Source organism: Arthrobacter sp. SD1074B, from assembly GCF_056780195.1.
The window spans coordinates 356,863-382,894 of the sequence record NZ_JBRAZT010000001.1; the positions used below are offsets into that span (position 1 = coordinate 356,863).

At 67.3% G+C, this 26,032-nt stretch carries 26 protein-coding genes; 16 read left to right on the forward strand and 10 right to left on the reverse strand.

Going from position 1 to position 26,032, the window contains the following annotated elements; translation table 11 throughout:
* Window positions 1–297 precede the first annotated feature (297 nt).
* The 3 genes from ACUYM2_RS01745 to ACUYM2_RS01755 all read left to right on the forward strand — a co-directional run bounded on the left by ACUYM2_RS01745 (window position 298) and on the right by ACUYM2_RS01755 (window position 2,145).
* A complete protein-coding gene (locus ACUYM2_RS01745) occupies window positions 298–828 on the forward strand; it encodes a hypothetical protein (RefSeq protein WP_481598501.1) in 531 nt (176 codons plus the stop codon).
* Between the two features lie 88 nt (window positions 829–916).
* Window positions 917–1,465: an RNA polymerase sigma factor gene (locus ACUYM2_RS01750; RefSeq protein ID WP_481598502.1), complete on the forward strand. Its 549-nt coding sequence runs from the start codon at window positions 917–919 to the stop codon at window positions 1,463–1,465.
* A complete protein-coding gene (locus tag ACUYM2_RS01755; RefSeq protein ID WP_481598503.1) occupies window positions 1,462–2,145 on the forward strand; it encodes a hypothetical protein in 684 nt (227 codons plus the stop codon). The genes ACUYM2_RS01750 and ACUYM2_RS01755 overlap by 4 nt, the downstream gene beginning before the upstream one ends.
* 55 nt (window positions 2,146–2,200) lie before the next feature.
* Here the strand turns inward: ACUYM2_RS01755 and ACUYM2_RS01760 are convergent, their stop codons facing one another.
* From ACUYM2_RS01760 to ACUYM2_RS01790, 7 genes are all read right to left on the reverse strand, one after another.
* Complete coding sequence (locus tag ACUYM2_RS01760; protein ID WP_441417916.1) at window positions 2,201–2,698, reverse strand: CoA-binding protein; 498 nt, start codon at window positions 2,696–2,698, stop codon at window positions 2,201–2,203.
* The gene (locus ACUYM2_RS01765; RefSeq protein WP_481598504.1) at window positions 2,695–4,053 is read right to left on the reverse strand and encodes an O-acetylhomoserine aminocarboxypropyltransferase/cysteine synthase family protein; all 1,359 of its coding nucleotides are present in this window, start codon (window positions 4,051–4,053) and stop codon (window positions 2,695–2,697) included. Before ACUYM2_RS01765 ends, ACUYM2_RS01760 begins: the two co-directional genes overlap by 4 nt.
* Window positions 4,053–5,246, reverse strand: coding sequence for a dimethylsulfone monooxygenase SfnG (sfnG, locus tag ACUYM2_RS01770; RefSeq protein ID WP_481598505.1), 1,194 nt, complete (start codon window positions 5,244–5,246; stop codon window positions 4,053–4,055). The genes ACUYM2_RS01765 and sfnG overlap by 1 nt, the downstream gene beginning before the upstream one ends.
* A complete protein-coding gene (gene acs, locus ACUYM2_RS01775; protein ID WP_481598506.1) occupies window positions 5,239–7,236 on the reverse strand; it encodes an acetate--CoA ligase in 1,998 nt (665 codons plus the stop codon). Before acs ends, sfnG begins: the two co-directional genes overlap by 8 nt.
* Window positions 7,227–8,138, reverse strand: coding sequence for an ABC transporter permease (locus tag ACUYM2_RS01780; RefSeq protein WP_481598507.1), 912 nt, complete (start codon window positions 8,136–8,138; stop codon window positions 7,227–7,229). The genes acs and ACUYM2_RS01780 overlap by 10 nt, the downstream gene beginning before the upstream one ends.
* A complete protein-coding gene (locus ACUYM2_RS01785) occupies window positions 8,138–9,190 on the reverse strand; it encodes an aliphatic sulfonate ABC transporter substrate-binding protein (protein ID WP_481598508.1) in 1,053 nt (350 codons plus the stop codon). The genes ACUYM2_RS01780 and ACUYM2_RS01785 overlap by 1 nt, the downstream gene beginning before the upstream one ends.
* Window positions 9,191–9,317: 127 nt before the next feature.
* Window positions 9,318–10,157, reverse strand: coding sequence for an ABC transporter ATP-binding protein (locus tag ACUYM2_RS01790; protein ID WP_481598509.1), 840 nt, complete (start codon window positions 10,155–10,157; stop codon window positions 9,318–9,320).
* A gap of 534 nt (window positions 10,158–10,691) precedes the next feature.
* Here ACUYM2_RS01790 and ACUYM2_RS01795 point away from each other — a divergent pair.
* The 11 genes from ACUYM2_RS01795 (at window position 10,692) to ACUYM2_RS01845 (ending at window position 18,605) form a co-directional block, all read left to right on the forward strand.
* A complete protein-coding gene (locus ACUYM2_RS01795; RefSeq protein WP_481598510.1) occupies window positions 10,692–11,513 on the forward strand; it encodes an amino acid ABC transporter substrate-binding protein in 822 nt (273 codons plus the stop codon).
* A gap of 39 nt (window positions 11,514–11,552) precedes the next feature.
* Window positions 11,553–12,212, forward strand: a complete 660-nt coding sequence (locus tag ACUYM2_RS01800; RefSeq protein ID WP_481601377.1) for an amino acid ABC transporter permease — start codon at window positions 11,553–11,555, stop codon at window positions 12,210–12,212.
* Complete coding sequence (locus ACUYM2_RS01805; RefSeq protein ID WP_481598511.1) at window positions 12,199–12,984, forward strand: amino acid ABC transporter ATP-binding protein; 786 nt, start codon at window positions 12,199–12,201, stop codon at window positions 12,982–12,984. Before ACUYM2_RS01800 ends, ACUYM2_RS01805 begins: the two co-directional genes overlap by 14 nt.
* 156 nt (window positions 12,985–13,140) lie before the next feature.
* Entirely contained in the window at window positions 13,141–14,589 is a 1,449-nt protein-coding gene (locus tag ACUYM2_RS01810; RefSeq protein WP_481598512.1) for a hypothetical protein, read from the forward strand.
* 117 nt (window positions 14,590–14,706) lie between these two features.
* On the forward strand, window positions 14,707–15,132 hold the full coding sequence (locus ACUYM2_RS01815) for a CoA-binding protein (protein ID WP_481598513.1): 426 nt from the start codon (window positions 14,707–14,709) through the stop codon (window positions 15,130–15,132).
* 45 nt (window positions 15,133–15,177) lie between these two features.
* On the forward strand, window positions 15,178–15,591 hold the full coding sequence (locus tag ACUYM2_RS01820; RefSeq protein ID WP_481598514.1) for an MmcQ/YjbR family DNA-binding protein: 414 nt from the start codon (window positions 15,178–15,180) through the stop codon (window positions 15,589–15,591).
* Window positions 15,588–16,139, forward strand: coding sequence for a DUF1990 family protein (locus ACUYM2_RS01825; protein ID WP_481598515.1), 552 nt, complete (start codon window positions 15,588–15,590; stop codon window positions 16,137–16,139). Before ACUYM2_RS01820 ends, ACUYM2_RS01825 begins: the two co-directional genes overlap by 4 nt.
* Window positions 16,140–16,151: 12 nt before the next feature.
* Window positions 16,152–16,754 (forward strand): hypothetical protein, encoded by a 603-nt coding sequence (locus ACUYM2_RS01830; protein ID WP_481598516.1) that lies wholly within the window; start codon window positions 16,152–16,154, stop codon window positions 16,752–16,754.
* A 60-nt stretch (window positions 16,755–16,814) separates the two neighbouring features.
* Window positions 16,815–17,132 carry a putative quinol monooxygenase gene (locus ACUYM2_RS01835; protein ID WP_481598517.1) on the forward strand — a complete coding sequence of 106 codons (318 nt, stop codon included), beginning with the start codon at window positions 16,815–16,817 and terminating at the stop codon, window positions 17,130–17,132.
* 76 nt (window positions 17,133–17,208) lie between these two features.
* Window positions 17,209–17,502 carry a DUF503 domain-containing protein gene (locus ACUYM2_RS01840; RefSeq protein ID WP_481598518.1) on the forward strand — a complete coding sequence of 98 codons (294 nt, stop codon included), beginning with the start codon at window positions 17,209–17,211 and terminating at the stop codon, window positions 17,500–17,502.
* Window positions 17,503–17,642: 140 nt separating this feature from the next.
* Window positions 17,643–18,605, forward strand: a complete 963-nt coding sequence (locus ACUYM2_RS01845; RefSeq protein ID WP_481598519.1) for an endonuclease domain-containing protein — start codon at window positions 17,643–17,645, stop codon at window positions 18,603–18,605.
* 74 nt (window positions 18,606–18,679) lie between these two features.
* On the opposite strand, the gene purL is transcribed toward ACUYM2_RS01845, so the two are convergent.
* Genes purL through purS form a run of 3 tightly spaced genes read right to left on the reverse strand, consistent with a single transcriptional unit; the run spans window position 18,680 to window position 22,021 of the window.
* On the reverse strand, window positions 18,680–21,013 hold the full coding sequence (gene purL, locus ACUYM2_RS01850; protein ID WP_481598520.1) for a phosphoribosylformylglycinamidine synthase subunit PurL: 2,334 nt from the start codon (window positions 21,011–21,013) through the stop codon (window positions 18,680–18,682).
* The gene (purQ, locus tag ACUYM2_RS01855; protein WP_481598521.1) at window positions 21,013–21,768 is read right to left on the reverse strand and encodes a phosphoribosylformylglycinamidine synthase subunit PurQ; all 756 of its coding nucleotides are present in this window, start codon (window positions 21,766–21,768) and stop codon (window positions 21,013–21,015) included. The genes purL and purQ overlap by 1 nt, the downstream gene beginning before the upstream one ends.
* Window position 21,769: 1 nt before the next feature.
* The gene (purS, locus tag ACUYM2_RS01860; RefSeq protein WP_481598522.1) at window positions 21,770–22,021 is read right to left on the reverse strand and encodes a phosphoribosylformylglycinamidine synthase subunit PurS; all 252 of its coding nucleotides are present in this window, start codon (window positions 22,019–22,021) and stop codon (window positions 21,770–21,772) included.
* 231 nt (window positions 22,022–22,252) lie between these two features.
* Here purS and ACUYM2_RS01865 point away from each other — a divergent pair, with 231 nt between their 5' ends.
* Together ACUYM2_RS01865 and ACUYM2_RS01870 are read left to right on the forward strand one after the other, a co-directional pair.
* On the forward strand, window positions 22,253–22,438 hold the full coding sequence (locus tag ACUYM2_RS01865) for a hypothetical protein (RefSeq protein ID WP_481598523.1): 186 nt from the start codon (window positions 22,253–22,255) through the stop codon (window positions 22,436–22,438).
* A 298-nt stretch (window positions 22,439–22,736) separates the two neighbouring features.
* Window positions 22,737–25,997: a S8 family serine peptidase gene (locus ACUYM2_RS01870; protein ID WP_481598524.1), complete on the forward strand. Its 3,261-nt coding sequence runs from the start codon at window positions 22,737–22,739 to the stop codon at window positions 25,995–25,997.
* Window positions 25,998–26,032 lie beyond the last annotated feature (35 nt).

Sequence of the window (26,032 nt, forward strand, 5' to 3'; positions counted from 1 at the left end):
CGCCCGTCGAAAGAGAAACAAAAAACTTCCGGGAGGTGCGTAACCTTTCGGAGTGCCCCGGCGATTACCCCTTTGTAAGCGCCGCCCGGAGCCCTGGTCCCCCCATCAGGTACGGACGGCCTTGTGGTGAAAGATCCGCCCGGCGCCTGCCCCATCAGGCGCTGCGGACTTCGACCGAGATCCGACGGGCGCCTGCCCCCATGGGCGCCGACAGGACTTCGACCGTAAGTGCCGGCCGGCGCCTGCCCCCATCAGGTGCCGGCCGGCCTTCAAACAACCAAAGGATGTACGTTTTACATGAAGAGTGTTAGCAAGACCACCAAGATTGCTGTCGGCGCCGCGATTCTCGCGGTCGGAGGTTTCTCCGGAATCGGCCTGGCCAACGCGGCCCAGACCTCCAGCACCCAGCAGGCTGAAGTGAACCACGCTACGCCCGCCACCCCTGCCGTCCCGGCTGTTCCGGTCACCACGGAGCTGTCCTCCACTCCGCCCGCCCCGGCTGTTCAGGCCACCCCGAACGTTGAGGGCTCCGGGGACGACGACGTCGAGGGCACCGCCAAGGCGGACGCCGACGTCGAGGGCACCGCCAAGGCGGACGCCGACGTCGATGGCACCGAAGATGCCGAAGGCGCCGCTGACGGCACCGTGTCCGCCGACAACGACGGCGCCGCCGTCGAGGGTGCCGCCAACGCCAAGGGCGCCGCCGAGGCAAAGGCCCACGCCGGCGTGACCGTCGCCACCCCGGCTGTCCCCGCCGCCAAGGGCGCCCCGGCTGTCCCGGCCGGGCCGGCCGACCCGTCGGTCGAGCTGCCCAAGCTCGACAAGTAAGCACCAAACGCCTCTCTCGGAGGCGACGGGGTGCGGCCGCTAAACTATCGGGGGCCGCACCCCCAGCAGTAAACGGAAGGAACGCCTCTTGGCAGACCAGCTGAGCGACGACGATCTGTCAGCAGCTTTGGCTGGTGACCCGTCAGGGTTCAGCGCCGTCTATACCGCACTGTCCCCGGCGGTGCTCGGCTACTTCCGGGCCAAGGGCGTTGACGACGCCGAGGCCCTCACCCAGGACGTCTTCGTGGACGTGCTGCCGAAGCTGGCGAACGTGACCGGCGGCCACGCCGGATTGCGGACCTTTATCTTCTCGGTCGCCCACGCCCGGCTGGTCGACCACCACCGCCGCGCCGAACGCACGCCAAACCAGGCCGAATACGATCCGTTGAACGACGTCCGCTCTTCCGCCTCCGCCGAGGACGAAGCGCTCGGTTCGCTGGGCGGCCTGTCCCACACACTCTCCCGCCTCAACGACGAGCAACGGGAAGTCCTGGTCCTGCGGATCGTCGCAGACCTCTCCATCGATCAGGTGGCCGGCATCATGGGCAAGACCCCGGGTGCCATCAAACAGCTTCAGCGGCGCGGGCTCATTGCCCTGCGCGAGCTCGTAACCGAAAAGGACCACGCAGCATCATGACCGGCACGCGCAACCCCCAGCAGGATGGCAGCATCCAGGCGATGCTCCGTGACTCCGGCCTCGAAGCTGCCGGCGAACTGCGCAACACCCTCGAGCAGCTGCAGGGCCTCGTCCCGGAGCGGGCACCTGAGCCCCGCGCGGACCTCGCGGCGCTGCTCGGCGCCGGGGACCTGCCCGCCGGCGTCGGCAGCCTGGCCGACCGCCGTCGGGGCCGCAAACGCCGGATGGCCCTCATCGGCGGCGCCGTCGTCGGTGCCATGAGCCTGGGCGCCGGTGCGGTGGCGGCCTCCAGCCACGACTTCCGCGAAAACGTGGGCAACACCCTCAGTGTCATTTTCCAGCCCGCAGCCCCCACCCGGACGCCGGCGCCTTCCGCACCCACGCCGTCGGACCTCCCCGCCGTGCCGGCAGCCCCGGCTCCGGCCACGACCGCGGCGCCCCCGGCCGTGGCTTCCCCCGCCCAGCCGTCACCCGAGGGGACCGCCAAGGCGCTGAGCCACGGCGGCGCTGCCGCCACACCTCCCGCCGTCGGCCGTGGCGGGTCGCTCCCGACCCCGGACCGGCGCCCGGTGAAGCCCCGGCTTCCCGGCGAGAACGGCCGGCGCCTCGCCCCAACCCCGCTGCCGACGGCCCCGTCCCTGCCCGGACTGCCGGCGCCGGCCCCCACCACCAAGCCGTAGCCCGCCCCACTCGCGCGCCCCGGTTAACCCAAGTAGCTGGGTTAAGAGACCTCGTTTAGGCCAGGACCTGCCGCTTCGAGGAGATGACCCCGGTGTCGAAGCCGGCCAGGTGCAGTCCGCCGTGGAAGCGGGCGTGCTCGATCTTCACGCAGCGGTCCATCACGACGTCGAGCCCGGCCGCCTCGGCTTCCTTCGCCACGTCCTCGTGCCAGGAGCCCAGCTGCAGCCACAGCGTCTTGGCGCCTGCGGCGATGGCCTCGTCCAGCACGCCGGGCAGGTCATCGTGCTTGCGGAACACATCCACGATGTCCGGGCTCTCCGGCAGGTCCGCGAGCGACGCGTAGGTCGGCTCGCCCAGGATTTCCTTGACCACCGGGTTCACGAAATAGACCTTGTACCGGGTCGAGGACTGCAGGTAGGTCGCCACGAAGTAGCTCGCCCGGGAGGGTTTGTCCGAGGCGCCCACAATCGCGATCGATTTCGCCTGGCGCAGCAGGGCCAGGCGCTCCGGTGCGGACGGGCCGGTCCAGGTCCGGGTTTCTTCGGTGCTCATGCGTTTGCTCCGATCGTGCAGGCGTCCGTCGGCAGGGCAGCCGTCGCGGGCTCTTCGGGCTCTTCGGGCGCTTCCGACGCCGCGTCCAGGGCCTGGTCGAGGTCCCAAAGGATGTCCTCGAGGTCCTCCAGTCCGATCGAAATCCGGACCAGGTCTTCCGGGACGCCGGCGGATTCGAGCTGTGCCGGGCTGAGCTGCTGGTGGGTCGTGGAGCCGGGGTGGATCACCAGGGTCCGCGAGTCGCCCACGTTGGCCAGGTGCGAGGCCAGCTGCAGGGACTCGATGAACTTCTGGCCCGCGGCACGGCCGCCCTTGACGCCGAAGGAAAACACCGAGCCGGGGCCTAACGGCAGGTACTTCCGGGCCCGCTCGAAGTGCGGGTGCGAGGGCAAACCGGAGTAGTTCACGTAGGCCACACGCTCGTCGGCTTCAAGCCACTCGGCCACCGCCTGGGCGTTCTTCAGGTGTTCGTCCAGTCGCTGCGGCAGCGTCTCCACGCCCTGCAGCAGCTGGAATGCCGACTGCGGGGAGAGCGCGGGTCCGATGTCGCGCAGCTGCTCACAGCGTAGTTTGGTGAGGAAACCGTACTCGCCGAAGTTTCCCCACCACGAGACATTGCCGTAGGAGGCGACCGGTTCTGTCATGGTCGGGAACTTGCCGTTGCCCCAGTTGAAGCGGCCGCTTTCGACGATGACGCCGCCCAGCGTGGTGCCGTGGCCGCCGAGGAACTTGGTGGCCGAGTGGATCACGATGTCCGCTCCGTGTTCGATCGGGCGCACCAGGTACGGGGTGCTCAAGGTGGCGTCGACGACCAGCGGGATGCCGGCGTCGCGCGCCACCTTTGCCAGCCCCTCGAGGTCCTGGACCTCCGACGACGGGTTGGCCACCACTTCGACAAAGATCGCCTTGGTGTTGTCCCGGACCGCCGCGGCGTAGTCTGCCGGATCGGTGCCGGCGACGAACGTGGTGTCCACGCCGAAGCGGCGCAGCGTGACGTCCAGCTGGGTCACCGTGCCGCCGTAGAGCTGGGAGGCCGCGACGATGTGGTCGCCGGACTGGGTAAGCGCGGCGAAGGTGATGAATTCCGCGGCCATACCCGAGGAGGTAGCCACCGCGCCGATCCCGCCCTCGAGCGACGCGATGCGCTCTTCGAACGCCGCGACGGTGGGGTTGCCGATCCGGGAGTAGATGTTGCCGTACTTCTGCAGCGCGAAGAGGTTGGCGGCGTCCTGGGTGTCCTTGAACACGAAGGAGGTGGTCTGGTAGATCGGTACGGCCCGGGCGCCGTGTTCGGCGTCGGGGGTGCCGCCGGCGTGCAGGGCGCGGGTACGGAACCCAAAGGTACGGTCAGCCATTATGCGTCTACCCCAATCTTGGTTGCCTGAGTGCCGGAAAGGTTGAGCTCGGTGCCGTGCTTGCGGGCGAGGTCGGCCTCGAGTTCGCGCACGATGGGCAGGATGTCCTGGCCGAACGCCTGCACCTCCTCCTGGAAGTGCAGGTAGCAGGTCAGGAGCAGGTTCACACCGATCTTCTTGTACTCGACGATCCGTTCCGCGATCTGCTCCGGCGTGCCGATCAGCTGGGTCTTGAAGCCGTCATTGTACTGAATCAGGTCCTCGAAGCTGGAGTCGGCCCACATCCCCTTGCCGTCCTTGGTGGACGCGCCGGCCTCCTGGACGGCGTCGCGGAAGCCTTCGACGGCGGGCCTGTGTGCCTTCGCGACAATCTCGCGGAGGGTGTCGCGGGCTTCCTTTTCGGAATCCCGGGCGATGACGAAACCGTTCAGGCCGAACCGCGGAGCGGAAAGGGCCCCCTCCGTGCCCCGGCGGCTCTCGCCAGCGGAGGCCACGACGCCGGCGATGTTCTCCTTGAATCCGTCAAGGTCTTTGCCGTTGGAGAAGTACCAGTCCGCCACCCGGCCTGCCGTGGCCTGCGCCGCGGTAGAGTTCCCGCCGAAGAAAATCTCCGGGTGCGGGCGTCCCGGCACGTCCACCGGGGCCGGTTGCAGGGTGAAGTCGTTGATGTTGTAGTACTTGCCGGACTGGCTGAAGTTCTTCTCGGTCAGCAGGCCTCGGAGCACCCGGATGAACTCCTCGGTGCGGACGTAGCGCTCGTCGTGCTCGAGCCATTCCAGGCCGAAGTTCTCGAACTCCGCCTTGAGCCAGCCGGAAACGATGTTCACGGCGGCCCGGCCGTTGGAGATGTGGTCCGCGGTGATCAGGTACTTCGCCAGCACACCGGGGTGCCACATGCCCGGGTGGACGGCTGCGATGACCTTAAGCCGTTCGGTAGCGGCGAGCAGGCCGAGGCTGAAGGCGGTGGCCTCGTGCTGCTTGTCCGCGCCGTAGGAGGCGGCGTAGCGGGTCTGGGTCAGGGCGTACTCGAAGCCGGAGTTCTCCGCGATACGGGCCAGCTTCTTGTTGTAGTCGAAGTCCCAGCCGGTGCGCTGTTCGATGGTGGAAACCACCAGACCGCCGGAGACGTTGGGGACCCAGTACGCGAACTTGAGCGGTTCGGAAAGACGGGCGACGCTGCTGATGTCAGTCATGGGTGTTCCTAACTTCGGGGGTGTTTCCTGACGTGGTTTTGCGCTCACGCAGCACCTGCTGGATGCCGGCGATCGACGGTTCGTTCTGCAGCGACGTGGTGTCGCCGAGTTCGGTTCCCTCGAACAGCTGGGTCAGCAGCCGGCGCATGATTTTGCCGCTGCGGGTCTTCGGCACATCGGCGGCGACGACGACGTCGCGCGGCTTCGCGATCGGCCCGATCGCCTTTGCCACGTGAGCTTTCAATTCGGAGGCGATGTCCTCCGTAGCCGCCGAATCCTTCAGGACGACAAACGCGACGATGGCATGGCCGGTCTGGGGGTCCGCGACGGGGCAGACCCCGGCCTCCACTACGTCCTGATGCGCGACGAGGGCCGACTCGATCTCGATCGTGGAGAGGAGGTGCCCGGAGACGTTGAGGGTGTCGTCCACCCGCCCGAGGATCCAGATGTCGCCGTCGTCGTCGTACTTGGCGCCGTCGCCGGCGAGGAACCAGCCCTGCTCGGCGTACTGGCGCCAGTAGGAGTCGAAGTAGCGCCGGGGGTTCCCCCACACCGTCCGGGCGATAGCGGGCCCTGGCGCGTCCACCACGATGAAGCCCTGGACGCCGGGCGGAACGGTGTTGCCGGCCTCGTCCACGATCCGGGTTCCGACGCCGGGCAGCGGGCGGGCCGCGCACCCGGGTTTGAAGGCCGCGTCCGTAGGGGCGGGGGAGAGGATGGTGGCGCCGGTTTCGGACTGCCACCAGGTGTCCACCACGGGGGCGGTGCCGGCGCCGACGTTATCGCGGAACCAGCGCCACGCCTCCGGGTTGACGGCTTCGCCGACGGTGCCGAGCACGCGGATGGAGGACAGGTCGTAGCCGTCCGGGACGCCGTCCGGGAACCAGCCCATCAGCGAGCGGACCAAAGTGGGGGCGGTGTAATACTGCGTGACGCCGTAGCGTTCGATGATTTCGAAGTGCCGGCCCGGGTGCGGGGTGTTGGGGGTGCCCTCGAAGATCACCTGGGTGGCGCCGTTGGAGAGCGGGCCGTAGAGCTCGTAGGTGTGGGCGGTGACCCAGGCCAGGTCTGCCGTGCACCAGTGGACGTCCCGGTCGCGGAGGGCAGGGTCCGGGTTGCTGAAGAGGTGCTCGAAGCTCCAGGATGCCTGCGTGAGGTAGCCGCCGGAGGTGTGGACCAGGCCCTTGGGTTTTCCGGTGGTGCCGGAGGTGTACATGATGAACAACGGCGTCTCGGCGTCGAAGGCCTCGGCTTCGTGGACCGCCGAGGCGGTCCCGACGGCGTCGTGCCACCACACGTCGCGGCCTGCCGTCATTGGGACGCTGTCCAGGAGTTCCGGTGCGGTGGTGCGGTTGACCACGAGGACGTGCTCGATCGCGTTGTCCCCGGCGACGGCCGCGTCCGCATTTCCCTTGACCGGGACGCCCGCACCCCGGCGGAACTGCCCGTCGGAGGTGACCAGCAGTTTGGCGCCGGTGTCCTCCACCCGGAACCTGAGCGCCTTGGCGGAGAAACCGCCGAACACCAGCGAATGGATGGCGCCGATGCGGGCCACGGCGAGGGTGATGATCACCGTTTCGGGGATCACCGGAAGGTAGATGACCACCCGGTCGCCCTTGGTGATGCCCAGCTCCAGCAGGGCGTTGGCGGCCTTGGCCACCTCGCGCTGGAGTTCGGCGTAGGTGATGGTCCGGCGGTCGCCCGGCTCGCCCTCGAAGAACAGGGCCACCCTGTCCCCGTGTCCCGCCGCTACATGGCGGTCGACGCAGTTGTAGGCGACGTTGAGCTTCCCGCCGTCGAACCAGCTGATCTGCGGACCGGTGCCGGAGTCCGGGTCGGCCGGGACGCGGCGGTGCGCGGTGTGCCAGGGCTTGCCCTGCCCCGGTACGTCGTCCCAGTCGAGCCGGAGGGCGGCCGCCTCCCAGAAGGAGATGCGCTCGGCCTCGGTGGCCGGGAAGCCGGCCGGTGCTGTTTCCGTCGCTACGCCCATCGTTTCACCGCCCATTTTTCGGCCAGGCCCAGCAGCGCATCGGTGACCTTGCCGATCACGGCGAGCAGCACGATCGCCAGCAGGAGCCTGTCCGTGCGCCCGTTGTTCTGCGAATCCGTCAACAGGAAGCCCAGCCCCATCGAGGAGGCGATGAGTTCGGCCGCCACCAGGAACAGCCAGGCCTGGGCCAGCGCGAGCCGGAGGCCGGAGAACACGGCGGGCACGACGGCGGGGAGTTGGACCGTGGTCAGCAGCTTCACGCCTTTGAGCCCGAACGCCCGCGCGGCTTCCACGAGGTTCCGGTCCACGTGGCGCAGGGCCAGCGAGACCGTGGTGAAGACGGGGAAGAATGCGCCGATCAGGATCAGCGTGATTTTGGAATCCTCGCCGATCTTCATCCAGAGGATCAGCAGCGGCACCCAGGCCAGCGACGGGACGGCCCGGAGCGCGCCGACGGTGGGGGCCAGCAGGGCGTCGGCGAACCGGGACAGGCCCACCAGCGACCCGAACACCAGCCCCAGCGCCGCGCCGGCGGCGAAGCCGATCAGCACCCGCTGGGTGGAGATGGCGATGTGCTGGCCGAGCTGGCCGCGTTGGAGCAGGTCCAGGCCGGCCTCCAGCACCATGGCCGGCGGTGGCAGCTGGACTACGCTGAACACCCCAGCCGCCGTGGAGAGCTGCCAGGCGACCAGTACCGCTGCCGGAATGATCAATCCAAGGAGCAGACGCGCCCAGCCGTTGGCCAGGATCCCGGCGGGGGACCATCCGTTCGCCGGGGAGCCGCTTCCGCCCGTGAGGGGGGAGGCTGGCCGGGCGGCGTCTGCTGGAGTTGCGGGGACGGCTGCAGCGCGCCCGTCCGCAACACTGTTGCCGGTGAGAAGGGGATTTCCGAGGTGGCTCATCAGGAATCCTTGATGGCGGACGGGTCCGCCTTCTTCACCAGCGAGTCATCGAGAAGGTTGGCGACGGCGTCGTCGATCTGCTTCTGGCTCGCGACGTCCCCGGTCTCCACAAAGGTCGGGCCAATCTTGGCGAGGACCTTGCGCTGGGCTTCGCCCGGTGACGGGTCGACGTCGAGGTTGCTGCGCTGCAGCACAACGGTCTTCGCGACGGCAGGGTCGAGGCTGGCGGCCTCGGCGAGGATCTGCGCTGTCTCGTCCGGGTTGGCCGCGGCCCAGGCGCGGGCCTTCTCGTAGGCGTTGACGACGGCCTGCGCCTGCGCCGGCTTGTCCTTGAGGAAGGATTCGGTGGCGTTCAGGAAGCCGTAGGTATTGAACGAAAGGTTGCGGTAGAAGAGCTTGGCGCCCTTCTGCTCCGCGCCGGCCATGATCGGGTCGAGGCCGGACCAGGCATCCACCGAGCCGTTCTCCAGGGCGGCGCGGCCGTCGGCGTGCTGCAGGTTCTGCACGGTGACGTCCTTGGCGGACAGCCCGGCTTCGGAGAGGGACTGGAGCAGAAAGAAGTACGGATCGGTGCCCTTGGTGGCGGCCACCGATTTGCCCTTGAGATCGGCGACCTTGGTGATGCCGGAGCCGGGCTTGGTCACCAGCGCCGCCCACTCGGGCTGGGAGAAGATGTCGATGGCCTTGATCGGCGATCCGTTGGCCTTGGCCAGGAGGGCGGCCGAGCCGGCGGTGGACCCGACGTCGATCGCGCCGGACCGCAGCGCCTCGTTGGCCTTGTTGGAGCCGGCCGACTGCACCCACTTGACGTTCACGCCCTGGTCCTTGAGGGAGGCCTCGAGCCAGCCCTTCTTTTTGATCACGAGGCTCAGCGGGTTGTACGTCGCGAAGTCGATGTTCAGCGTGCTGCTCCCGGCAGCTGCGTTGGCGGCGGTCTGGCCGGAGCCTTCGCCGGCGACGCAGCCGGTGAGGGCCAGCGCGGCGGAGACCGCGGTGGCCGTGAGGAACGAGCGGCGGGTGGCTGGGCGGAGGCTGGTTGTGCGGAAAGGCATGGAGGTTCCTTTGAGAACGGTGCGAACGGTGCGGAGGGATGACGAACGGTGCGGAGGGTGGCAGCGGCGGGCAAGGTGCGCGGCGCGGCCGGGAAGGTGCCCGGCGGAGGTGCTGGCGGCGGGGCGGCTAGTGGCCGTCGACGCCGAGGCTGGCCAGGAGCGAGGCCCGCATTCGGGCCAGCTCGGCAGAGGCACGGCCCCGGGGGCGTTCGCCGGGGACGGTGACGGTGCGGACGATGGTGGCGCCCGGGGCCGCCTTGGTTTCCTTGCCGAGGACGATAATGCGGTCGGCCAGCTGAAGGGCCTCATCAACGTCGTGGGTCACCAGCAGCACCGTGGTCGGCTCCGCCCGGTGGACATCCAGCAGCAGGTCCTGCATCTTGATCCGGGTCAGGGCGTCGAGGGCGCCGAAGGGTTCGTCGAGCAGCAGGACGCCGGGGTTGCGGGCCAGGGCCCGGGCCAGCGAGGCGCGCTGGGCCATGCCGCCGGAGACCTCGCGGGGCCGGTGCTTGGCGAAGTCCTGCAGTCCCACGAGTTCCAGGAGCCGGGCGACCTTGGCCTTGCCGGCTTTGGCACTGACGCCGGTGGGCAGCCCGATGGCGATGTTGGCCTGCAGGGTGTGCCACGGCAGCAGGCGGGGCTCCTGGAAGGCGAAGGCGCAGCGTGGATCAACGCCCTGGACCGGGGCGCCGTCGATCTCGACGCTGCCGGCGCTGGGGGCATCGAGGCCCGCGGCGGCGCGCAGCAGCGTGGATTTGCCGCAGCCGGATGTGCCGAGGATGGCAAGGACTTCACCGGCGCGGACGTCGAAGTTCACGTCGCGGAGTACGGTGTGCGCCTCGGCGCCGGAACCGAACGCGCGGCGCAGGCCGCGGAAGGACACGGGGAGGGCCGGGGTGCGGGTGGCATCACCGGCGTGGGCGTCCGCGGACGCCTCGGCGGGGGAGGTGGACAGGACAGCAGTCATAGGGATACTCCATCGGTCCTGGCAGTAGCACCCTACGGAACGAGCCTTCGGTCCGGGTGGTCAGTCCGGCCGTTCCCGTGGCTCGCTGCCTTGTTATCGGCGGGTCCCGGGGAGGGAGTCCGACGACCAGGGTTGCTGCGGCTTCATCGATCCAGGTCTCTCGGCCGCTCGGGATGGTCACTATCCACTAAAACGGATGTGCCGGATTCTCCCAAATCCGCCGCGTAATATTCGGACACCTGGTCCTTGTGCTCTTGCGGTCGGTCGATTGTTCGGCCAAGCCCTCCTTGAGGACTTTCGCCAGCCTCCGGTCAATTCGAATGGAACCCGCTGCCAGTTTTCCGGGGTGGGGGAGCCGCAGGGTTGCTCCGGCGCCCAGCGTCACGTCCATTTCGTCAAACCCTCCCCCTGCAAGGCGTCACAGACCGTCATTTAGGGTCTTCCGTGCACGAGGGGTCTTGCTATCGTCACATGTAAGAAGGCCGCCATGCGGCCAAGCTGGCTGCCCTGCCGGCGCCTCGACGAAGGACCACCATGAAGCGCACACGACTTTCCGTTATCGGCCTCATCGCAGCTGCAGGACTCGCCTTGGCCGGATGCGGGTCGGCGTCTACGACTCCTTCCAGTTCAGCGCCTGCGGGCGGCCCGGACACCTCGTTGAGCGACGTCAAAAGTGCGGGCGTGCTCAGGGTCGGCACGGAAGGCACCTACAAGCCCTTTTCCTTCCATGCCAACGGCAGCGGCGAACTCACGGGTTACGACATTGAAATCATTACGGCCGTAGCCGGGAAGCTCGGCGTCAAGCCGGCTTTCCAGGAGACACAGTTCGATGCCATCTTCGCCGGCCTCGAAGCCAAGCGGTTCGACGTCGTCGCCAACCAGGTCTCGATCACCGACGAACGCAAGGCCAAGTACGACTTCTCTACCCCGTACACCGTTAGCACGGGCGTCATCGTCACCAAGTCGGACAACGCAGACATCACTTCCTTCGACAGCCTGAAAGGCAAGACGACGGCGCAGTCTCTGACCAGCAACTGGTACAAGCTGGCACAGCAGAGCGGGGCCAACGTCCAGGCCGTCGAGGGCTGGGCACAGGCGATCACGCTGCTTAAGCAGGGACGGGTCGATGCCACCATTAACGACAAGCTGACCTACCTGGACCAGCAGAAGACGGCCCGGGATGACAGCATCAAGATCGCCGCCGAGACCACGGACAAGTCGCTCAGCGCCTTCGCGTTCCGCAAAGGCTCAACCAGCCTGACCGCCGCCGTCGACAAGGCCCTCACCGCACTCCAGGCCGACGGCACCCTCAAGAAAATCTCGCAGAGGTACTTCAACGCTGACGTCACCAAGTAGCCGCATGGAAACCGCCAACGAACGCGCAAGGCCATGACGATCAACTGGGACCTCGTGTGGGGTTCCCTGGGACCCATCCTGTCGGGTGCCATTACCGGCACCATTCCCGTGGCGCTGGCGTCGTTCGCCCTAGGGTTGCTGCTGGCCCTGTTGGTCGCCCTGATGCGGCTCAGCCGCAATCCCGTCCTTTCCTCGATCGCCCGGATCTACATCTCGGTGATCCGCGGCACGCCGCTCTTGGTTCAGCTGTTTGTCATCTTCTACGGGCTGCCGTCCGTCGGCATCACCATCAGTCCGTGGCCCAGCGCGATCATCGCCTTCTCCCTGAACGTGGGCGGCTACGCCGCCGAGGTTATCCGGGCGGCGATTTTGTCCGTTCCGAAGGGCCAGTGGGAGGCCGGCCACACCATCGGGATGTCGCGGCGCCAGTCACTGGTGCGGATCATCCTGCCGCAGGCCGCGCGCGTCTCGGTCCCGCCCCTGTCCAACACCTTCATCAGCCTGGTCAAGGACACGTCCTTAGCGTCGCTGATTCTGGTGACCGAACTGTTCCGCCAGGCCCAGCAGGTGGCGGCCTTCAGCCAGGAATTCATGCTGCTCTATCTGGAAGCGGCCGTCATTTACTGGATCATCTGCCTGGTCCTCGCCGGCGGCCAGTCAGTCCTCGAGAAGAGATTGGACCGCTATGTCGCCCACTGAATCCAATCTTCCGGACGCCACGCCGCTGCTGTCCGTCCGCGGACTCCGGAAGGCGTTTGGGCAGCATGAAGTGCTGAAATCCATCGACCTGAACGTCCGCCGGGGCGAGGTGGTCACCCTGATCGGGCCCTCCGGTTCCGGGAAGACGACAGTCCTGCGCTGCCTCAACGGTCTCGAAATCCCGGACGCCGGGATCGTGGAGTTCACTGGCGACCTCACGGTCGACTTTGCCGCCAAGGCATCCAAGAAGCAGCTGGCCGCCATGCGGGACCGCAGCGCGATGGTGTTCCAGCACTACAACCTCTTCCCGCACAAGACCACCCTGGAGAACGTCATCGAGGGCCCCGTCCAAGTGCAAAAGCGGCCCAAGGCGGAGGCCGTCAAGGAGGCCCGCGAGCTACTCGCCCGCGTCGGTCTCGCGGACAAGGAAAACAACTACCCCTTCGAGCTCTCCGGCGGCCAGCAACAGCGCGTCGGCATCGTGCGCGCGCTGGCCCTGCGCCCCCAGCTGCTGCTTTTTGATGAGCCGACCTCGGCGCTCGACCCGGAGCTCGTCGGCGACGTCCTGACCGTCATCAAGGAACTCGCGGACGAGGGCTGGACCATGGTCGTAGTCACCCACGAGCTCGCATTCGCCCGCGAGGTGGCCGACGAAGTCATCTTCATGGACGGCGGAGTCGTCGTGGAACGCGGCCACCCGGACACCGTACTTCGCGAACCGCGGGAGGAACGCACCAGACAGTTCGTCGACCGGCTGTTGAACCCCTTCTAGGCGCCACGGCCCGCTTCGTGTGAACCAGCGGACGAGGTTGGCCGGAAACGGGACAAAACTCGCAGTTCGCAGCTAGAGTCTGCGGTGGGGGAACATTCATGCTGGCCGGGTCCCGGCTTGGGCCATCCCCTGCGTCTTTCCAACGAGGTGGGGGAATTGAACAACACAGGACTTTTGCGCCGGTCCGTCGCGGCCGCGGCCGCCGTACTTGCCATGGCTGCCGGGCTGCTGACGCCGGCGGGACCGGCCCTTGCCGCAGAGACAATGCGGGCTCCCACGCTTGAAGCCGCCGCGGGACCAACGATCGATCTGGAGCCCGGCGCCGGTAACACCGTCACCATCAAGATGACCAACGGCATTGGCCTGACCGCCCGGCTGAACATCACGATCGGTGGCAAGGACACCTCCTGGGCGGCTTCGACGCCGGCCACGACAGCCACGTACACGGTCGTCGCCCCGTACGGCGCTTCGGCCTCGGGCGTCGTTCAGCTTCAGGCCGTGGCCCTGAAGAACGGGACCGAAGTCGCGTGGGGGTCGAACTGGACGGTGTGGTCCCAGCCGGTGATTCCGTCGCCCCCGGTCGTCCCGAAAATCGACTTCGTGAACTACAACGACGCCAGCCTGCCGGCCAAGACGCTCACGTTCACCGGGCTGGTAACAGGAAAGACCGGCACCACCCTTGCACTGCAGCGCAACGACGGTGGAGTGTGGCGGACCGTCTGGACCTCAAGACAGCTCGCGGCCAACGAATCCTGGGCAGAGTTCACCGCGTACACCTTCAAGGCCGAGGGCGCCGCATCGTTCCGGGCATTGCTGCTCAGCGCGGGCAAGACGCTCTCCACCTCGCCGGTCAGGACGCTCACGTATAAGCGGCTGGCCACGAACGTGTTCGCGCCCTTCAGCGCCGGCGGTAAGCCGTTCAGAACCGCGGACGGCCGGGTAGCTGCCAAGACCCAGTGGTCCGACACGTACCAGCTCGGCAACACGTACACCTCCCGCACAGGCCGCCTGCAGGAGTACCGCGCGGGCAAATGGGTCACCCTCCAGACTTTGTCGTTCACGAAAGCCAACGGCTACCGCGCGTCGGTGAAAACACCGCTCACCGCAGGGACGATCGTGCGCAAGTACCGGGTCAGTGTCGACGCGACTACCCGGGAAAAGGCCTGGACGTCAGCGACCTCGACGATCGAGCACGTGGACCCGGCCCGGTACACCGGGTACAAGAAGGCCTCCTACGACTACATGAAGCGCTACTGCCCGAATCAGGTCATCACCCTCATTCCCGGAGCCTGGAGCTACGCCCACTCACTCAGCCGGCAGATCCAGATGGGAACCGGCATCCCGGACCAGGCGTCCCTGAAGTTCGTCTCGCTGCACGAGTGCGCGCACATCCTCTCCTTCAAGGTGTACTCCGACTACAACCAGCTGGTGAAGAGGATGAACGCCATCTACGGGACCCGCCCTGTGCCAGGCGTCGAGCAGCTGGCCGACTGCATGGCCTCCGCGATGGGCGGCGACATCCGCCGCAGCGGCTACGGCACGAAGAACTGCAACGGAGCCCGCGGCGACGCTGCCAGGAAGATCCTCGCCGGCAAGAAGCCCTAACCACAGCGCAGCGCCGGTCCGTCACTCCGGCAGTCCCCGCCGGTATGGCTCCCGGACAGGCATGCCGGTGTGGGCTGCTGTTGCTGCCCTGTCGGGGACGCGACGTAGGCTGTGCAGATGACCCACGTGAACGACCCCGCAGTCATCGAACGCCTCCTGCGCACCAAGGGCAGGTGGGCGGTCGTGGGACTGACCACCAACCAGTGGCGCGCCGCCTTTGACACCTCCCTGTTCATCCGGGACCGGCTGGGCATGGAGATCATCCCGGTCAATCTCCCGGCCGACCCGGTCCATGGACAGACGGGCTATGCAAGGCTGTCCGACATCCCCGCGGCGAAGCAGCCGCTCGACGTCGTGGACTGCTTCGTGAACTCGGGGAAGGTGGGGGACGTGGTGGACCAGGCGATCGCGGTGGGGGCTAAAGCGGTCTGGCTGCAGTTGGGAGTCATCGACGAAGCCGCCGCCGCCCGGGCCAAGGCGGCCGGCCTGGACGTGGTCATGAACGCCTGTCCCGCCCAGGAGGCACCGCGGTACGGTCTCTGACCGCCCGGGCTCTGGCCTCCAGCGCCGTCCGGCTAGGCTTGGTGCATGGACGCAGCAGCACTCCGCGGGCTTTGCCTGGGTTTCCCAGGCGCCTTCGAGGACTACCCGTTCGGGCCGGACACCGCGGTCTTCAAGGTCCGCGCCTCGGTGCCCGGCGGGGCGCGGCACGAGGCGAAAATGTTTGCCCTGTCCGCACTGGACCCGGAGGACCTGGCGGTGAGCCTGAAATGTGAACCCGCCCTCGCCGAACAGTTGCGCGCCGCGCACCCGGAAATCACCGGTGCGTGGCACTTGAACAAACGGCACTGGAACGGGGTCCGGCTGGACGGCGCCCTGCCCGACTCCATGATCCGGGACATGATCGAGGACTCCTACGACCTCGTGGTCGCCACCTTGAGCCGCCGCCAGCAGGAACAGCTCGGCTGGGCACGGCTTGCCCGCCGCGGGGAGTTCGGGTGACGCGGCAACCGCGGATCGCCGGCGGCGAATTGGACTATCCCGGGATCGGTTCCACCGAGAACGGCACTGCGCCGGAAGGCATGGAGTGCCTCGTCACCCAGGCCTGCCTGGGCGAGGGAGAGGCGTCCTACCGCCGGGCGGTCCACGGTGTACTGACCTGGCAGCTGCACCGGCGGGCCGGGCTGCGGGTCCGGGCGGAGTCGGACGTGGTGCTCCCCGGGACCCGCGTGGTGAGCGGGTTCGGCGTCGGACCGTTCCGGATCAACGCGCCGTGCGAGGTGGTCTGGGTGCGCCGGCCCGTTCCCGGCGGCGGCCCGCAGTCGGCCGGCTTCGGCTACGGGACACTGCCCGGCCATCCGGTCCGGGGCGAGGAAGCGTTCGAAGTTTTGCTCGACGACCAGGGCCGGGTGCTGGTCAAAGTCACGGCCTTCGGTGCTCCCGCCAACTGGTTTTACGCTGCCGGCGGCGCCGTCACCGCCCGGGCGCGCCGGCTCATCACTTCCCGATACCTTAGGAGTGCACAGGAACTGGCCGCCGGCGAGAACTGAGAGGAGCAGAACATGCTGAATCAACAGACCCTTGACCGATTCTGGAACTTTGACGATCCCGGCCTTTCGGAGGCCCGCTTCCGTGCGGCAACCGAGGATCCGGCTTATGACGACGACGAGCGGGCCGAGTTCGCCACCCAGCTGGGCCGGGCCATCGGGCTCCAGGGACGCTACGAGGAAGCCGACGCCCTGCTGGACGCCATCGACGCTGACGAGCCAACAGTGGCCGTCCGGGTGCTGCTGGAACGCGGCCGGCTGCTGAACTCCAGCGGCCATCCCGAAATGGCGGTCCCGCTGTTCGAACAGGCCGCCGAACTCGCCGACCACCTGGGCGAGGACTTCCTGGCCGTGGACGCCCTGCACATGCTGGCGATCGCGGACACCGCGCATTCCGAGATGTGGACCCGCAGCGCCCTGGAGTACGCGTCCACGGTGCATGACGCCCGGACCAGACGGTGGATGGTGGCGCTGCACAACAATCTGGGCTGGTCCCTGCATGAGCGGGGACGTTGCGCCGAGGCGATGGTCGAGTTCCAGCTCGCCGAGCAGTGGGCCGAACGGGTGGGCACGCCGCAGCAGCAGGAACTGGCCCGCGCTGCCATCGACGCCTGCTGAGCCGCAGGCCGGCACCTGTAAGAATGGAAGACCGATGTACCCCCACCGAAAGGCCCAGCCGTGATCTTCATCGTCGTTAAATTCAAGGTCAAGCCCGACTGGTCCGAGCGCTGGCTCGGCCTTGTAGAGAACTTCACCCAGGCCACCCGGCAGGAGCCCGGCAACCTGTGGTTCGACTGGTCCCGCAGCGTGGAAGACCCCAACGAGTTCGTCCTGGTCGAGGCCTTCAAGGACGACGCCGCCGGGGACCACGTCAACAGCAGCCACTTCAAGCAGGCCATGGCCGACATGCCGCAGGCGCTGCAGGAAACCCCCCGGATCATCAGCCGCCAGCTCGACGGCGAAGGCTGGGACCGGATGGGCGAACTCACCGTCTAGCCCCCATCGATTGCTCCGTAACGGCCCTTTTGAGGCCTCAAAGTGGCAGTTACGGAGCAATCGATAAGCTTGTGGCATGTGGATCGGATGGATCGAATTCGACATCCTGTTGGGCGACGTTCACAGCCTCAAGGAGAAACGGTCCGTGGTGCGCCCGGTGCTGGCCGAACTCAAGCGCCGCTTCGAGGTTTCCGTGGCCGAGGTCGGAGACCACGAGCAGTACCGGCGCACGCAGCTGGGCGCGGGCCTGGTCGCAGCCGACCGGGCCCATCTCGTGGACGTGCTCGCCGCCGTCGAGCGCTTCGTGGCCGCAAGGCCGGAACTCGAGCTGCTCAGCGCCCGCCAGCGCGAACTGCGCAGCGACGACTGACCCCCGTCGGGGTGCCCTTTGACCCCGTCGATTGCTCCGTCGGCGCCCTTTTGATGCTTCATAACGGGCACTTGTGGAGCAACCGACGGGCGCTGTGGATAACTTCTCCGGCCGCAGCGCCATTCTGCTCTGATGAAGCCATGAAAACCGCGCTGCCACTGCCGGATGACTTTCACGGACGCCCCTTCACGGTGGCCGAGGCCGCCGCCGCCGGGGTGTCGTCCAAGCGGCTTCGCCACCGCTCGCTCGCCACGCTGGGCCGGGGGATCCGTTCCGCTGGCCCGACGCCTGGCCTTCCACTGATCGTGAGAGTGCGGCCTTTCATTGAGGTCAATGAGCGATGCGCCGCCTCGCACCTCACCGCGGCGGAGCTTGGTTCGCTTCCGGCGCGTCAGGCAAAGGAGGGACCGGAGATGTACCACCTGATTAGACCCGAGGGGGCCGCCCATCTCAACCGGCCATATGTGATCGTCCACCGGATGAAGCTTTACGAGGACGAGGTCACAATCCTCAACGGGATCCCCCTCACCACGCCGGAGCGGACCTGGCTGGACCTGGCCGAGATGCTGACCGTAGATGAACTGGTCGTGGCCGGCGACAGTTGCGTCCGGGTTCCGCGTCGTGAGTTCGAGGGCAGGGAACTGCCGCTATGCAGCCTCGAGGATTTGCAGCGGATGATCGACCGGCACAAAGGAAAGCGCGGTATCCGGAAGGCCAGGGAAGCGATCCGGCTCATCCGCGTCGGCTCGGATTCGCCGCAGGAGTCGCTGCTCAGGCTTGCCGTGGTCCGGGCCGGCCTGCCGGAGCCCGAACTGAACGTGCCGATCATCGACGACGCCGGTACACGCCACCACGAACCCGACTTGTCGTACCGGGAATACCGAATCGGCATCGAGTACGAAGGCGGGCACCACGGCGACGAAGGGCAGGTTGTCCGGGACATCGCCCGGTCCGAGCGCTACGCGGCCCTCGGCTGGACCGAAGTCCGGATCTCCAAGCGGCACATGCCCGACGATGCCAAGGCCGCGGTGGCCAAGATCCGGACCGCGCTCATCCAAGCCGGATGGCGCCCGCCCGGGAAAACCAAAACGACTGCTCCGTAAACGTCGTTCTGAGGTGTCAGAAGGGCGGTTACGGAGCAGTCGATGGATGTGGCGGGTGGCGGGTGCGAGTGGGGTCAGCCGAAGTACTTCGGCAGGGTCCCTTCATGGGCTTCGCGGAGCGCATCCAGGCTCAGGGTATCCACACCGTTGATCTCCAGCCTGCCGCTCTCGGCATCCACGACGCCGATCCGGACGTGCGCGAAACCGCGGGCGGTGCACATGTCCTTGAAGCGGATCTCCTCCGAGCGCGGCACCGCCACGATGGCGCGGCCCTGCGACTCGGAGAACAGCGCGGTGAACAGGTCCACGCCGTCGCGGTCCAGGACGTCCTGCAGCGAGATGCGGGCGCCGACGCCGTAGCGCAGCGCGGACTCTGCGAGGGCTGCCGCGAGACCGCCTTCGGAGAGATCGTGCGCTGAGTCCACCATGCCGTCGCGGGAGGCGTTGATCAGGATCTCACCAAGCTCGCGTTCGGCGGCGAGGTCCACCTTGGGCGGCAGTCCGCCCAGGTGTCCGCGCAGGTTGGACCATTCGGAGCCATTCAGTTCCGCCGCCGTCGTGCCCAGCAGGTAGATCGCCTGGCCGTCCTCGCGCCAGCCCGAGGGGGTGCGGCGCGCGACGTCGTCGAGCTTGCCCAGCACGGCGACGACGGGGGAGGGGTGGATCGGCACGCTGCCGGTCTGGTTGTAGAGCGAGACGTTGCCGCCGGTGACGGGGATGCCCAGCACCATGCAGGCATCCGACAGGCCGCGGATGGCTTCGGCGAGCTGCCACATGACGTCCGGATCCTCGGGGGAGCCGAAGTTCAGGCAGTCGCTGACAGCCATCGGCACGGCGCCGGAGGTGGCCACGTTGCGGTACGCCTCGGCCAGGGCCAGCTGCGCACCGTGGTACGGGTCGAGGTAGGTGTAGCGGCCGTTGGCGTCGGTGGCCAGGGCCACGCCCAGGCCGGTTTCCTCGTCGACCCGGACCACCCCGGCGTCGTCCGGGAACGCCATGGCGGTGTTGCCGCCGACGTAGCGGTCGTACTGGTCGGTGATCCAGGACTTGGAGCACATGTTCGGCGATGCGACGAGCTCGGTGACCGCGGCGGCCAGTTCCGCCGGCGCGGCGGGGCGGCCGGTATCCTGCACGGAGCCGGTGAAGGAGTCTGCCTGGACTGCGTCCTGCCACTCAGGGCGGGCGTACGGGCGGTCGTAGACCGGGCCGTCGTGGGCCACGGTGCGCGGGTCGACGTCGACAATCACTTCGCCGTCCCAGGTGATGATCAGGCGGCCCGTGTCGGTGACTTCGCCCAGCCAGGAGTACTCCACGGCCCACTTGTCCATGACCGCTTCGAACGCGCCGATGTTCTCCGGGGTGACCACGGCCATCATGCGTTCCTGCGACTCGGACATCAGGATCTCGCCCGGCGTCAGGGTGGGGTCGCGGAGCAGGACGGAGGTCAGCTCGACTTCCATGCCGCCGTCGCCGTTGGACGCGAGCTCGGACGTGGCGCAGGAGATGCCGGCGGCGCCCAGGTCCTGGATGCCCTCAACCAGGGACCCCTTGAACAGTTCCAGGCAGCACTCGATCAGGACCTTCTCGGCGAAAGGGTCACCTACCTGCACGGCGGGGCGCTTGGAGGGCTTGGTGTCGTCGAAGGACTCGGAGGCCAGCACGGAGGCGCCGCCGATTCCGTCGCCGCCGGTGCGGGCACCGAACAGCACCACCTTGTTGCCCTTGCCGGAGGCGTTGGCGAGGCGGATGTCCTCGTGCCGCATGACGCCGACGGCGAGAGCGTTGACCAGCGGGTTGCCCTGGTAGACGGAGTCGAAGACCATCTCGCCGCCGATGTTCGGCAGGCCCAGCGAATTGCCGTAACCGCCGATGCCGGCCACGGCGCCGTGCATGACGCGGGCGGTGTCCGGGTGGTCGATGGCGCCGAAACGCAGGGGATCCATCACGGCCACCGGGCGGGCGCCCATCGAGATGATGTCGCGGACGATCCCGCCGATGCCGGTCGCCGCACCCTGGTAGGGCTCCACGAACGACGGCGAATTATGCGACTCGATCTTGAAGGTCACGGCCCAGCCGTCGCCCAGGTTGGTCACACCGGCGTTCTCGCCGATGCCCACCAGCATGTCCTTCTTCATCTCCTCGGTGACCTTTTCGCCGAACTGGCGCAGGTGGTTCTTGGAAGACTTGTAGGAGCAGTGCTCGCTCCACATCACGGAGTACATGGCGAGCTCGGCGCCGGTCGGGCGCCGGCCCAGGACCTTGACGACCTCGTCGAACTCGTTCTGCTTCAGGCCCAGCTCGGCCCAGGGGAGTTCGACGTCAGGGGTCTGAGCCGCGTTCTCCACGGTGTCGATGTTGAACTTCTTGGCGGTCTCCGCGGGCGCTGCCACGGCGGGTGTCTCCGTCATTAGTTGTCTCCCACGATCTTGTTCAGGACAGAGGTGAAGAAGCCCAGGCCCTCGGTACCGGAGCCGAGCTCCGGGCCGAAGCCGGCCTCGACGGCGTGCTCGGGGTGCGGCATGAGTCCCACGACGTTCCCGGCCGCGTTGGAGATGCCGGCGATGTCACGGCGGGAGCCGTTCGGGTTCCAGCCGACGTAGCGGAACACCACGCGGCCTTCCGCCTCAAGCGCGTCGAGGGTCTTCTCGTCCGCGATGTACTGGCCGTCCTGGTTCTTCAGCGGCACGGTGATTTCCTGGCCGGTGGCGTAGTCGCGGGTCCAGTCGGTGGTGTTGTTCTCAACCCGCAGGACCTGGTCGCGGCAAAGGAACTTCAGGTGGTCGTTCTTGATCATCGAGCCGGGCAGCAGGTGCGACTCGGTGAGGATCTGGAAGCCGTTGCAGATGCCGAGGACGGGCAGTTTGGCGTCCGAGTTGGCGGCGTCGATGACCTTCGCCATCAGCGGCGCGAAACGGGAAATGGCGCCGGCACGGAGGTAGTCGCCGTAGGAGAAGCCGCCGGGAATGATGACGGCGTCGACGTCGCCCAGGCTGGTGTCGGCGTGCCAGAGCGCCACCGGGGTGGCGCCGGCCAGGAGCACCGCGCGGGCGGCGTCGCGGTCATCGAGGGTGCCGGGGAAGGTGACGACGCCGATCTTCGCACCAGCGAGCGGGGGGTGCGCGGCGACGGCGACGGCCTCACCGATCAGGGGGAGTTCAGTCATCTCAGGCCTCGACGACCTCGACGTTGACGACGTCTTCGATGACCGGGTTGGAGAGCAGGGTTTCGGCGGCGCTCCGGGCCTGGGCCAGGATCTCCTCGGTTACCTCGCCGTCGACGGTCAGTTCGAAACGCTTGCCCTGGCGGACAGCGCTGAAGGCGGTGAAGCCCAGGCGGGGCAGCGCACCCACGATGGCCTTCCCCTGCGGGTCGAGAATCTCGGGCTTGGGCATGACGTCGACAACGATCCGGGGCATCCGGCAACTCCTGTGCGTGAGCATTGGGTAAGGGCGCAGCGGAGTTGTGCCGTCTCACGCCGATCCGGTGTGCGGTGACAACGGTGTTTAAGAACAACATGGAACGGGCGCTCCGCGAGCTTGCACCCTCATTCTACCGGGCGCCGTGCACCATGCCGCATTCGTGACCGGGCGGCCGGACTGGCCGGCCCGGCTCTGGTCCGGGCCGGATGCCGTCAGTAGGATGGGCGGATGGCTGAGAAACCGAAATCCGTACTGCTTCCCGTGGTCGCAGCCGCCGTTTTTGCAGGCCTTGGCAGGATGGTGCTGCAGAAGGTCAGAGCCGACCGCGCCGCACGGGAAAGCAAAGTCGCCGGTCCCCTCGATGACAAAACGAGGGCCTGGATCAGCGAGGTCGTCCGCACGCCCCGGCAGTAGCCCCGCCGACGCCGCCGGCAGCCTGCGCTTGGCGGGCCAGCCCGGAACCCCACCAGGCCGGGACGGCCCCGCCGTCCCGGCCTTGCCGTGCCCCGCAGAGGCGCCTCTTGTCGAGGAGTGTGACTGATTTTGATTAGTCTTCTGTGGCCTATGTCATATCCGGCTCTCAGTCTGTACTGTATGAATCGGCTGGTATCCGCCGGGGGGCGAGAGTCAACTCCTAATCCCGAACCTGTACCAGTCCGTCGACCCCGGCAATGGCGCCGGGACCGTTCCTTCTGAAAGGTTCAAACCACTCGTGAAATCACCAGGAAAGAGCTTCCTTCGAAGCGGGGGACTCCGGAGGGCCGCGGCACTGACCCTGGGCTTGCCGGTTCTCCTTTCGACCGTTGCCATTGCGCCCGCCACGGCGGCTCCCGCCCAGGGGGCGGCGGTGGCCGGAGTCTCGCAAAAGAATCTGGACCCCGCCAGCTACCGGGACGGGCGCTACATCGTGGTGCTGGCCGAGAAGCCGGCAGCCACTTACGATGGCGGTACGCCTGGTCTGGCGGCCACCAAGCCGCAGCACGGCAAAAAGCTTGACACCAAGAAGCCGGCCGTCCGGCAGTACGAGGCCCACCTCGAGCGGAAGCAGGCCGAAGTCGCCCGGGAGCAGAACGTGTCGATCAAGCGGCAGTTCACCTCGGCGGTCAACGGCTTCAGTGCGACCCTGACGTCAGACCAGGCAATCAAGCTGGCGAAGAATCCGGACGTGCTGGTGGTTGCCCCCGACACAGAAAACGCCCCGGACTACTCCAGCACTGATTTCCTCAAGCTCAGCGGCGCCAACGGAACGTGGAACACCAAGTTCGGCGGCCAAGGCGCAGCAGGCAAGGGCGTCGTCGTCGGTGTCATTGACACCGGCTACACGCCGGGTAGCGCTTTCTTCGCCGGCGAAGAGGTCAAGCCCCTGGTGGGCTCTCCCGTCGTCGGGGTGCCTTACCGCACCGATGACGGCAAGATCGCCATGCTCAAGTCCGACGGCGACACCTTCGTTGGCGAGTGCCAGAAGGGCGTAGGAACCGGGGCGGACTTTGATGGTTCGGCCTGCAACTCGAAGGTGCTGGCGGCGCACTACTTCGCCGACGACTTCCTGAGCTATGTAACGCCCGAGAACCGGTCGCCGCTCGAGAAGATTTCCCCGGTCGATGTGGCCAGCCACGGCACGCACACGGCCAGCACCGCCGCAGGCAACGCCAATGTAGAGACGTTCGTTGACGGCCGTAGCTTCGGGCTGACGAGCGGTATGGCCCCGGCTGCCAAGCTCTCCGTCTACAAGGTCTGCTGGGAAGACACGAACCCCAATACCGGCGGGTGCTACTCGTCAGCTTCCGTGGCCGCAATCGATCAGGCAATTCAGGACGGCGTCGACGTGCTGAATTACTCGATCTCCGGCTCCGCTACCACCACGACGGATCCTGTGTCCATGGCATTCCTGTCGGCCGCGTCCGCGGGCATCTTCGTCGCTGCGTCGGCCGGCAACTCCGGCCCGACCGCCAGCACGGTTAATCACGGCGCCCCCTGGCTGACCACGGTTGCCGCCAGCAGCTTTTCCCAGGAGCTCCAGGGCACGGTCGAATTCGCCGACGGCACCAAGTTCCGCGGCGCGAGCATCATGAATCGTGAAGTCAAGGGCGCCGGCGTTCTGCTGGCTGCTAACGCGGCCCTGACCGCCGGTGATGCCAATGCGGCCCTCTGCGGTCCGGACACCCTGGATCCGGCGAAGGTTGCCGGCAAGGTTGTGGTCTGCGACCGCGGCGTCTTCGACCGGGTGGCCAAGAGCGCTGAGGTCAAACGCGGCGGCGGCGTCGGCATGATCCTGGTGAACCTGAGCAACTCCTCCCTGGATACGGACAAGCACTCCGTCCCGACCGTCCACGTGAACCCGCCGGCCACCGAGGCCATCAAGGCCAAGGTGGCCGCGAACCCGGCGATCACCGTCTCCCTGGTCAATAAGGACACCACCGGGCTTCCGCTCGAGGCCCAGCCGCAGATTGCCGGCTTCTCCTCCCGCGGCCCGCTGCTCGCCACCGGTTCGGACCTGTTGAAGCCGGATGTCGCCGCTCCCGGCGTTGCCGTGCTGGCCGGCGTCTCGCCGATCGGCACGGGCGGCGACAACTTCGGCTTCATGTCAGGCACCTCCATGGCTGCACCGCACGTGGCAGGATTCGGTGCTCTGATCCTCGGCAAGAACCCGAAGTGGTCCCCGGCCATGGTGAAGTCCGCGATGATGACCACCGCGAGCGACGTCAAGCTTCCCAACGGAAGCAAGGACACCGATGTCTTCGCCACGGGTGCAGGCCAGGTCGACCCGGCCAGGGTGCTGGATCCGGGCCTGGTCTATGACGCCAACGATGAGGACTACCTGAAGTTCATCCAGGGCACCGGCGTCGACCTCGGCATGCCGGGTCTGGGCACCACCAAGCCGCGGGACATGAACGTACCGTCCTTCGCGCTGGGCAACCTCACCGGCAAGATCGAGGTCACCCGCACGCTGACCGCCCTGACACCGGGCACCTACCGCGTCAAGGCTGATGTGCCGGGCGTGAAGGTTACCGTGACGCCGTCCATCCTGACCTTCGGCTCGGCGGGCGACAAGAAGACCTTCAAGGTCTCCTTCGAGAACCAGAACGCTGCCCTGGGCAAGTTCGCCATGGGAACGCTGACCTGGCAGGGTGCGAACAAGAACGTCGCATCCCCGGTCGCGGTTCGCCCGCAGGCCGTCGTGGCGGCCAGCGATGTGGCCTTCACTTCCGCAGGCGGCACCGGTTCCGGCGCCATCAAGGTGGTCTCCGGCAGCAACAGTCCGATCAACATGACCCTCGACGGGCTGTCCAAGGCCGACTCCACAGCTATCGAGCTGATCCCGGGGGACGCGATCCTCGGGGCCAACGATGAGTCGAACTTCGGAAAGACGGTCCAGGTACCGGCCGGCGCCCCGCTGGCCAAGTTCTCCGCCCTGTCCTCGGACCCGAACGCGGACTTCGACATGTACATCGTGACCCCGGCCAACGAGCTGGTTCAGGTCGCGACGTCCTCGGCGAGCGAGTCCCTGTCCCTCCCCAACCCGGCTCCGGGAACGTACCGGATCTTCGTAAACCTTTACGCCAGCCCCAACGGCCAGGCCACCAAGGCAAGCGTCGATGCGGCCGTCCTGGGCGCTAACGTCGGCAATGCGACGCTGACCCCGAATCCGCTCCGGCTCCCCAACGGAGTGGCCGGCCAAGTCACGCTGCACTGGAAGGGCCTGGCTGTTGGTTCCTACATCGGCCGAGTGACGTACGCAGGTGCCAGTGAGCCGACGTTCGTCAGCGTGCTGGTCACCTCGGCGGGCGCTGTGGTTGTTCCGCCGACGTCAGAGGACCAGGACAGCAATGACGGCCCCGGCGACAGTGGCGACCAGGGCAGCCATCACGGCAAGGACAAGAAGGACAAGAAGGACAAGGGCAAGAAAGTGAAGAAGGAGAAGGGCAAGCTCCAGAACGCGGATCTGTTCCGGACCCCGAACAACGCAATCTAAACCTTGAACAGCTAACAACAGCGATGGCCGGCGGT

What these genes read in the sequence shown, in the direction of transcription:
- ACUYM2_RS01745 (WP_481598501.1), top strand. Translation starts at nt 298, where the DNA reads ATGAAGAGTGTTAGCAAGACCACCAAGATTGCTGTCGGCGCCGCGATT.
- ACUYM2_RS01755 (WP_481598503.1), top strand. Translation starts at nt 1,462, where the DNA reads ATGACCGGCACGCGCAACCCCCAGCAGGATGGCAGCATCCAGGCGATG.
- ACUYM2_RS01760 (WP_441417916.1), bottom strand. Translation starts at nt 2,698, where the DNA reads ATGAGCACCGAAGAAACCCGGACCTGGACCGGCCCGTCCGCACCGGAG.
- ACUYM2_RS01765 (WP_481598504.1), bottom strand. Translation starts at nt 4,053, where the DNA reads ATGGCTGACCGTACCTTTGGGTTCCGTACCCGCGCCCTGCACGCCGGC.
- sfnG (WP_481598505.1), bottom strand. Translation starts at nt 5,246, where the DNA reads ATGACTGACATCAGCAGCGTCGCCCGTCTTTCCGAACCGCTCAAGTTC.
- acs (WP_481598506.1), bottom strand. Translation starts at nt 7,236, where the DNA reads ATGGGCGTAGCGACGGAAACAGCACCGGCCGGCTTCCCGGCCACCGAG.
- ACUYM2_RS01780 (WP_481598507.1), bottom strand. Translation starts at nt 8,138, where the DNA reads ATGAGCCACCTCGGAAATCCCCTTCTCACCGGCAACAGTGTTGCGGAC.
- ACUYM2_RS01785 (WP_481598508.1), bottom strand. Translation starts at nt 9,190, where the DNA reads ATGCCTTTCCGCACAACCAGCCTCCGCCCAGCCACCCGCCGCTCGTTC.
- ACUYM2_RS01790 (WP_481598509.1), bottom strand. Translation starts at nt 10,157, where the DNA reads ATGACTGCTGTCCTGTCCACCTCCCCCGCCGAGGCGTCCGCGGACGCC.
- ACUYM2_RS01795 (WP_481598510.1), top strand. Translation starts at nt 10,692, where the DNA reads ATGAAGCGCACACGACTTTCCGTTATCGGCCTCATCGCAGCTGCAGGA.
- ACUYM2_RS01805 (WP_481598511.1), top strand. Translation starts at nt 12,199, where the DNA reads ATGTCGCCCACTGAATCCAATCTTCCGGACGCCACGCCGCTGCTGTCC.
- ACUYM2_RS01815 (WP_481598513.1), top strand. Translation starts at nt 14,707, where the DNA reads ATGACCCACGTGAACGACCCCGCAGTCATCGAACGCCTCCTGCGCACC.
- ACUYM2_RS01820 (WP_481598514.1), top strand. Translation starts at nt 15,178, where the DNA reads ATGGACGCAGCAGCACTCCGCGGGCTTTGCCTGGGTTTCCCAGGCGCC.
- ACUYM2_RS01830 (WP_481598516.1), top strand. Translation starts at nt 16,152, where the DNA reads ATGCTGAATCAACAGACCCTTGACCGATTCTGGAACTTTGACGATCCC.
- ACUYM2_RS01840 (WP_481598518.1), top strand. Translation starts at nt 17,209, where the DNA reads ATGTGGATCGGATGGATCGAATTCGACATCCTGTTGGGCGACGTTCAC.
- ACUYM2_RS01845 (WP_481598519.1), top strand. Translation starts at nt 17,643, where the DNA reads ATGAAAACCGCGCTGCCACTGCCGGATGACTTTCACGGACGCCCCTTC.
- purL (WP_481598520.1), bottom strand. Translation starts at nt 21,013, where the DNA reads ATGACGGAGACACCCGCCGTGGCAGCGCCCGCGGAGACCGCCAAGAAG.
- purQ (WP_481598521.1), bottom strand. Translation starts at nt 21,768, where the DNA reads ATGACTGAACTCCCCCTGATCGGTGAGGCCGTCGCCGTCGCCGCGCAC.
- purS (WP_481598522.1), bottom strand. Translation starts at nt 22,021, where the DNA reads ATGCCCCGGATCGTTGTCGACGTCATGCCCAAGCCCGAGATTCTCGAC.
- ACUYM2_RS01865 (WP_481598523.1), top strand. Translation starts at nt 22,253, where the DNA reads ATGGCTGAGAAACCGAAATCCGTACTGCTTCCCGTGGTCGCAGCCGCC.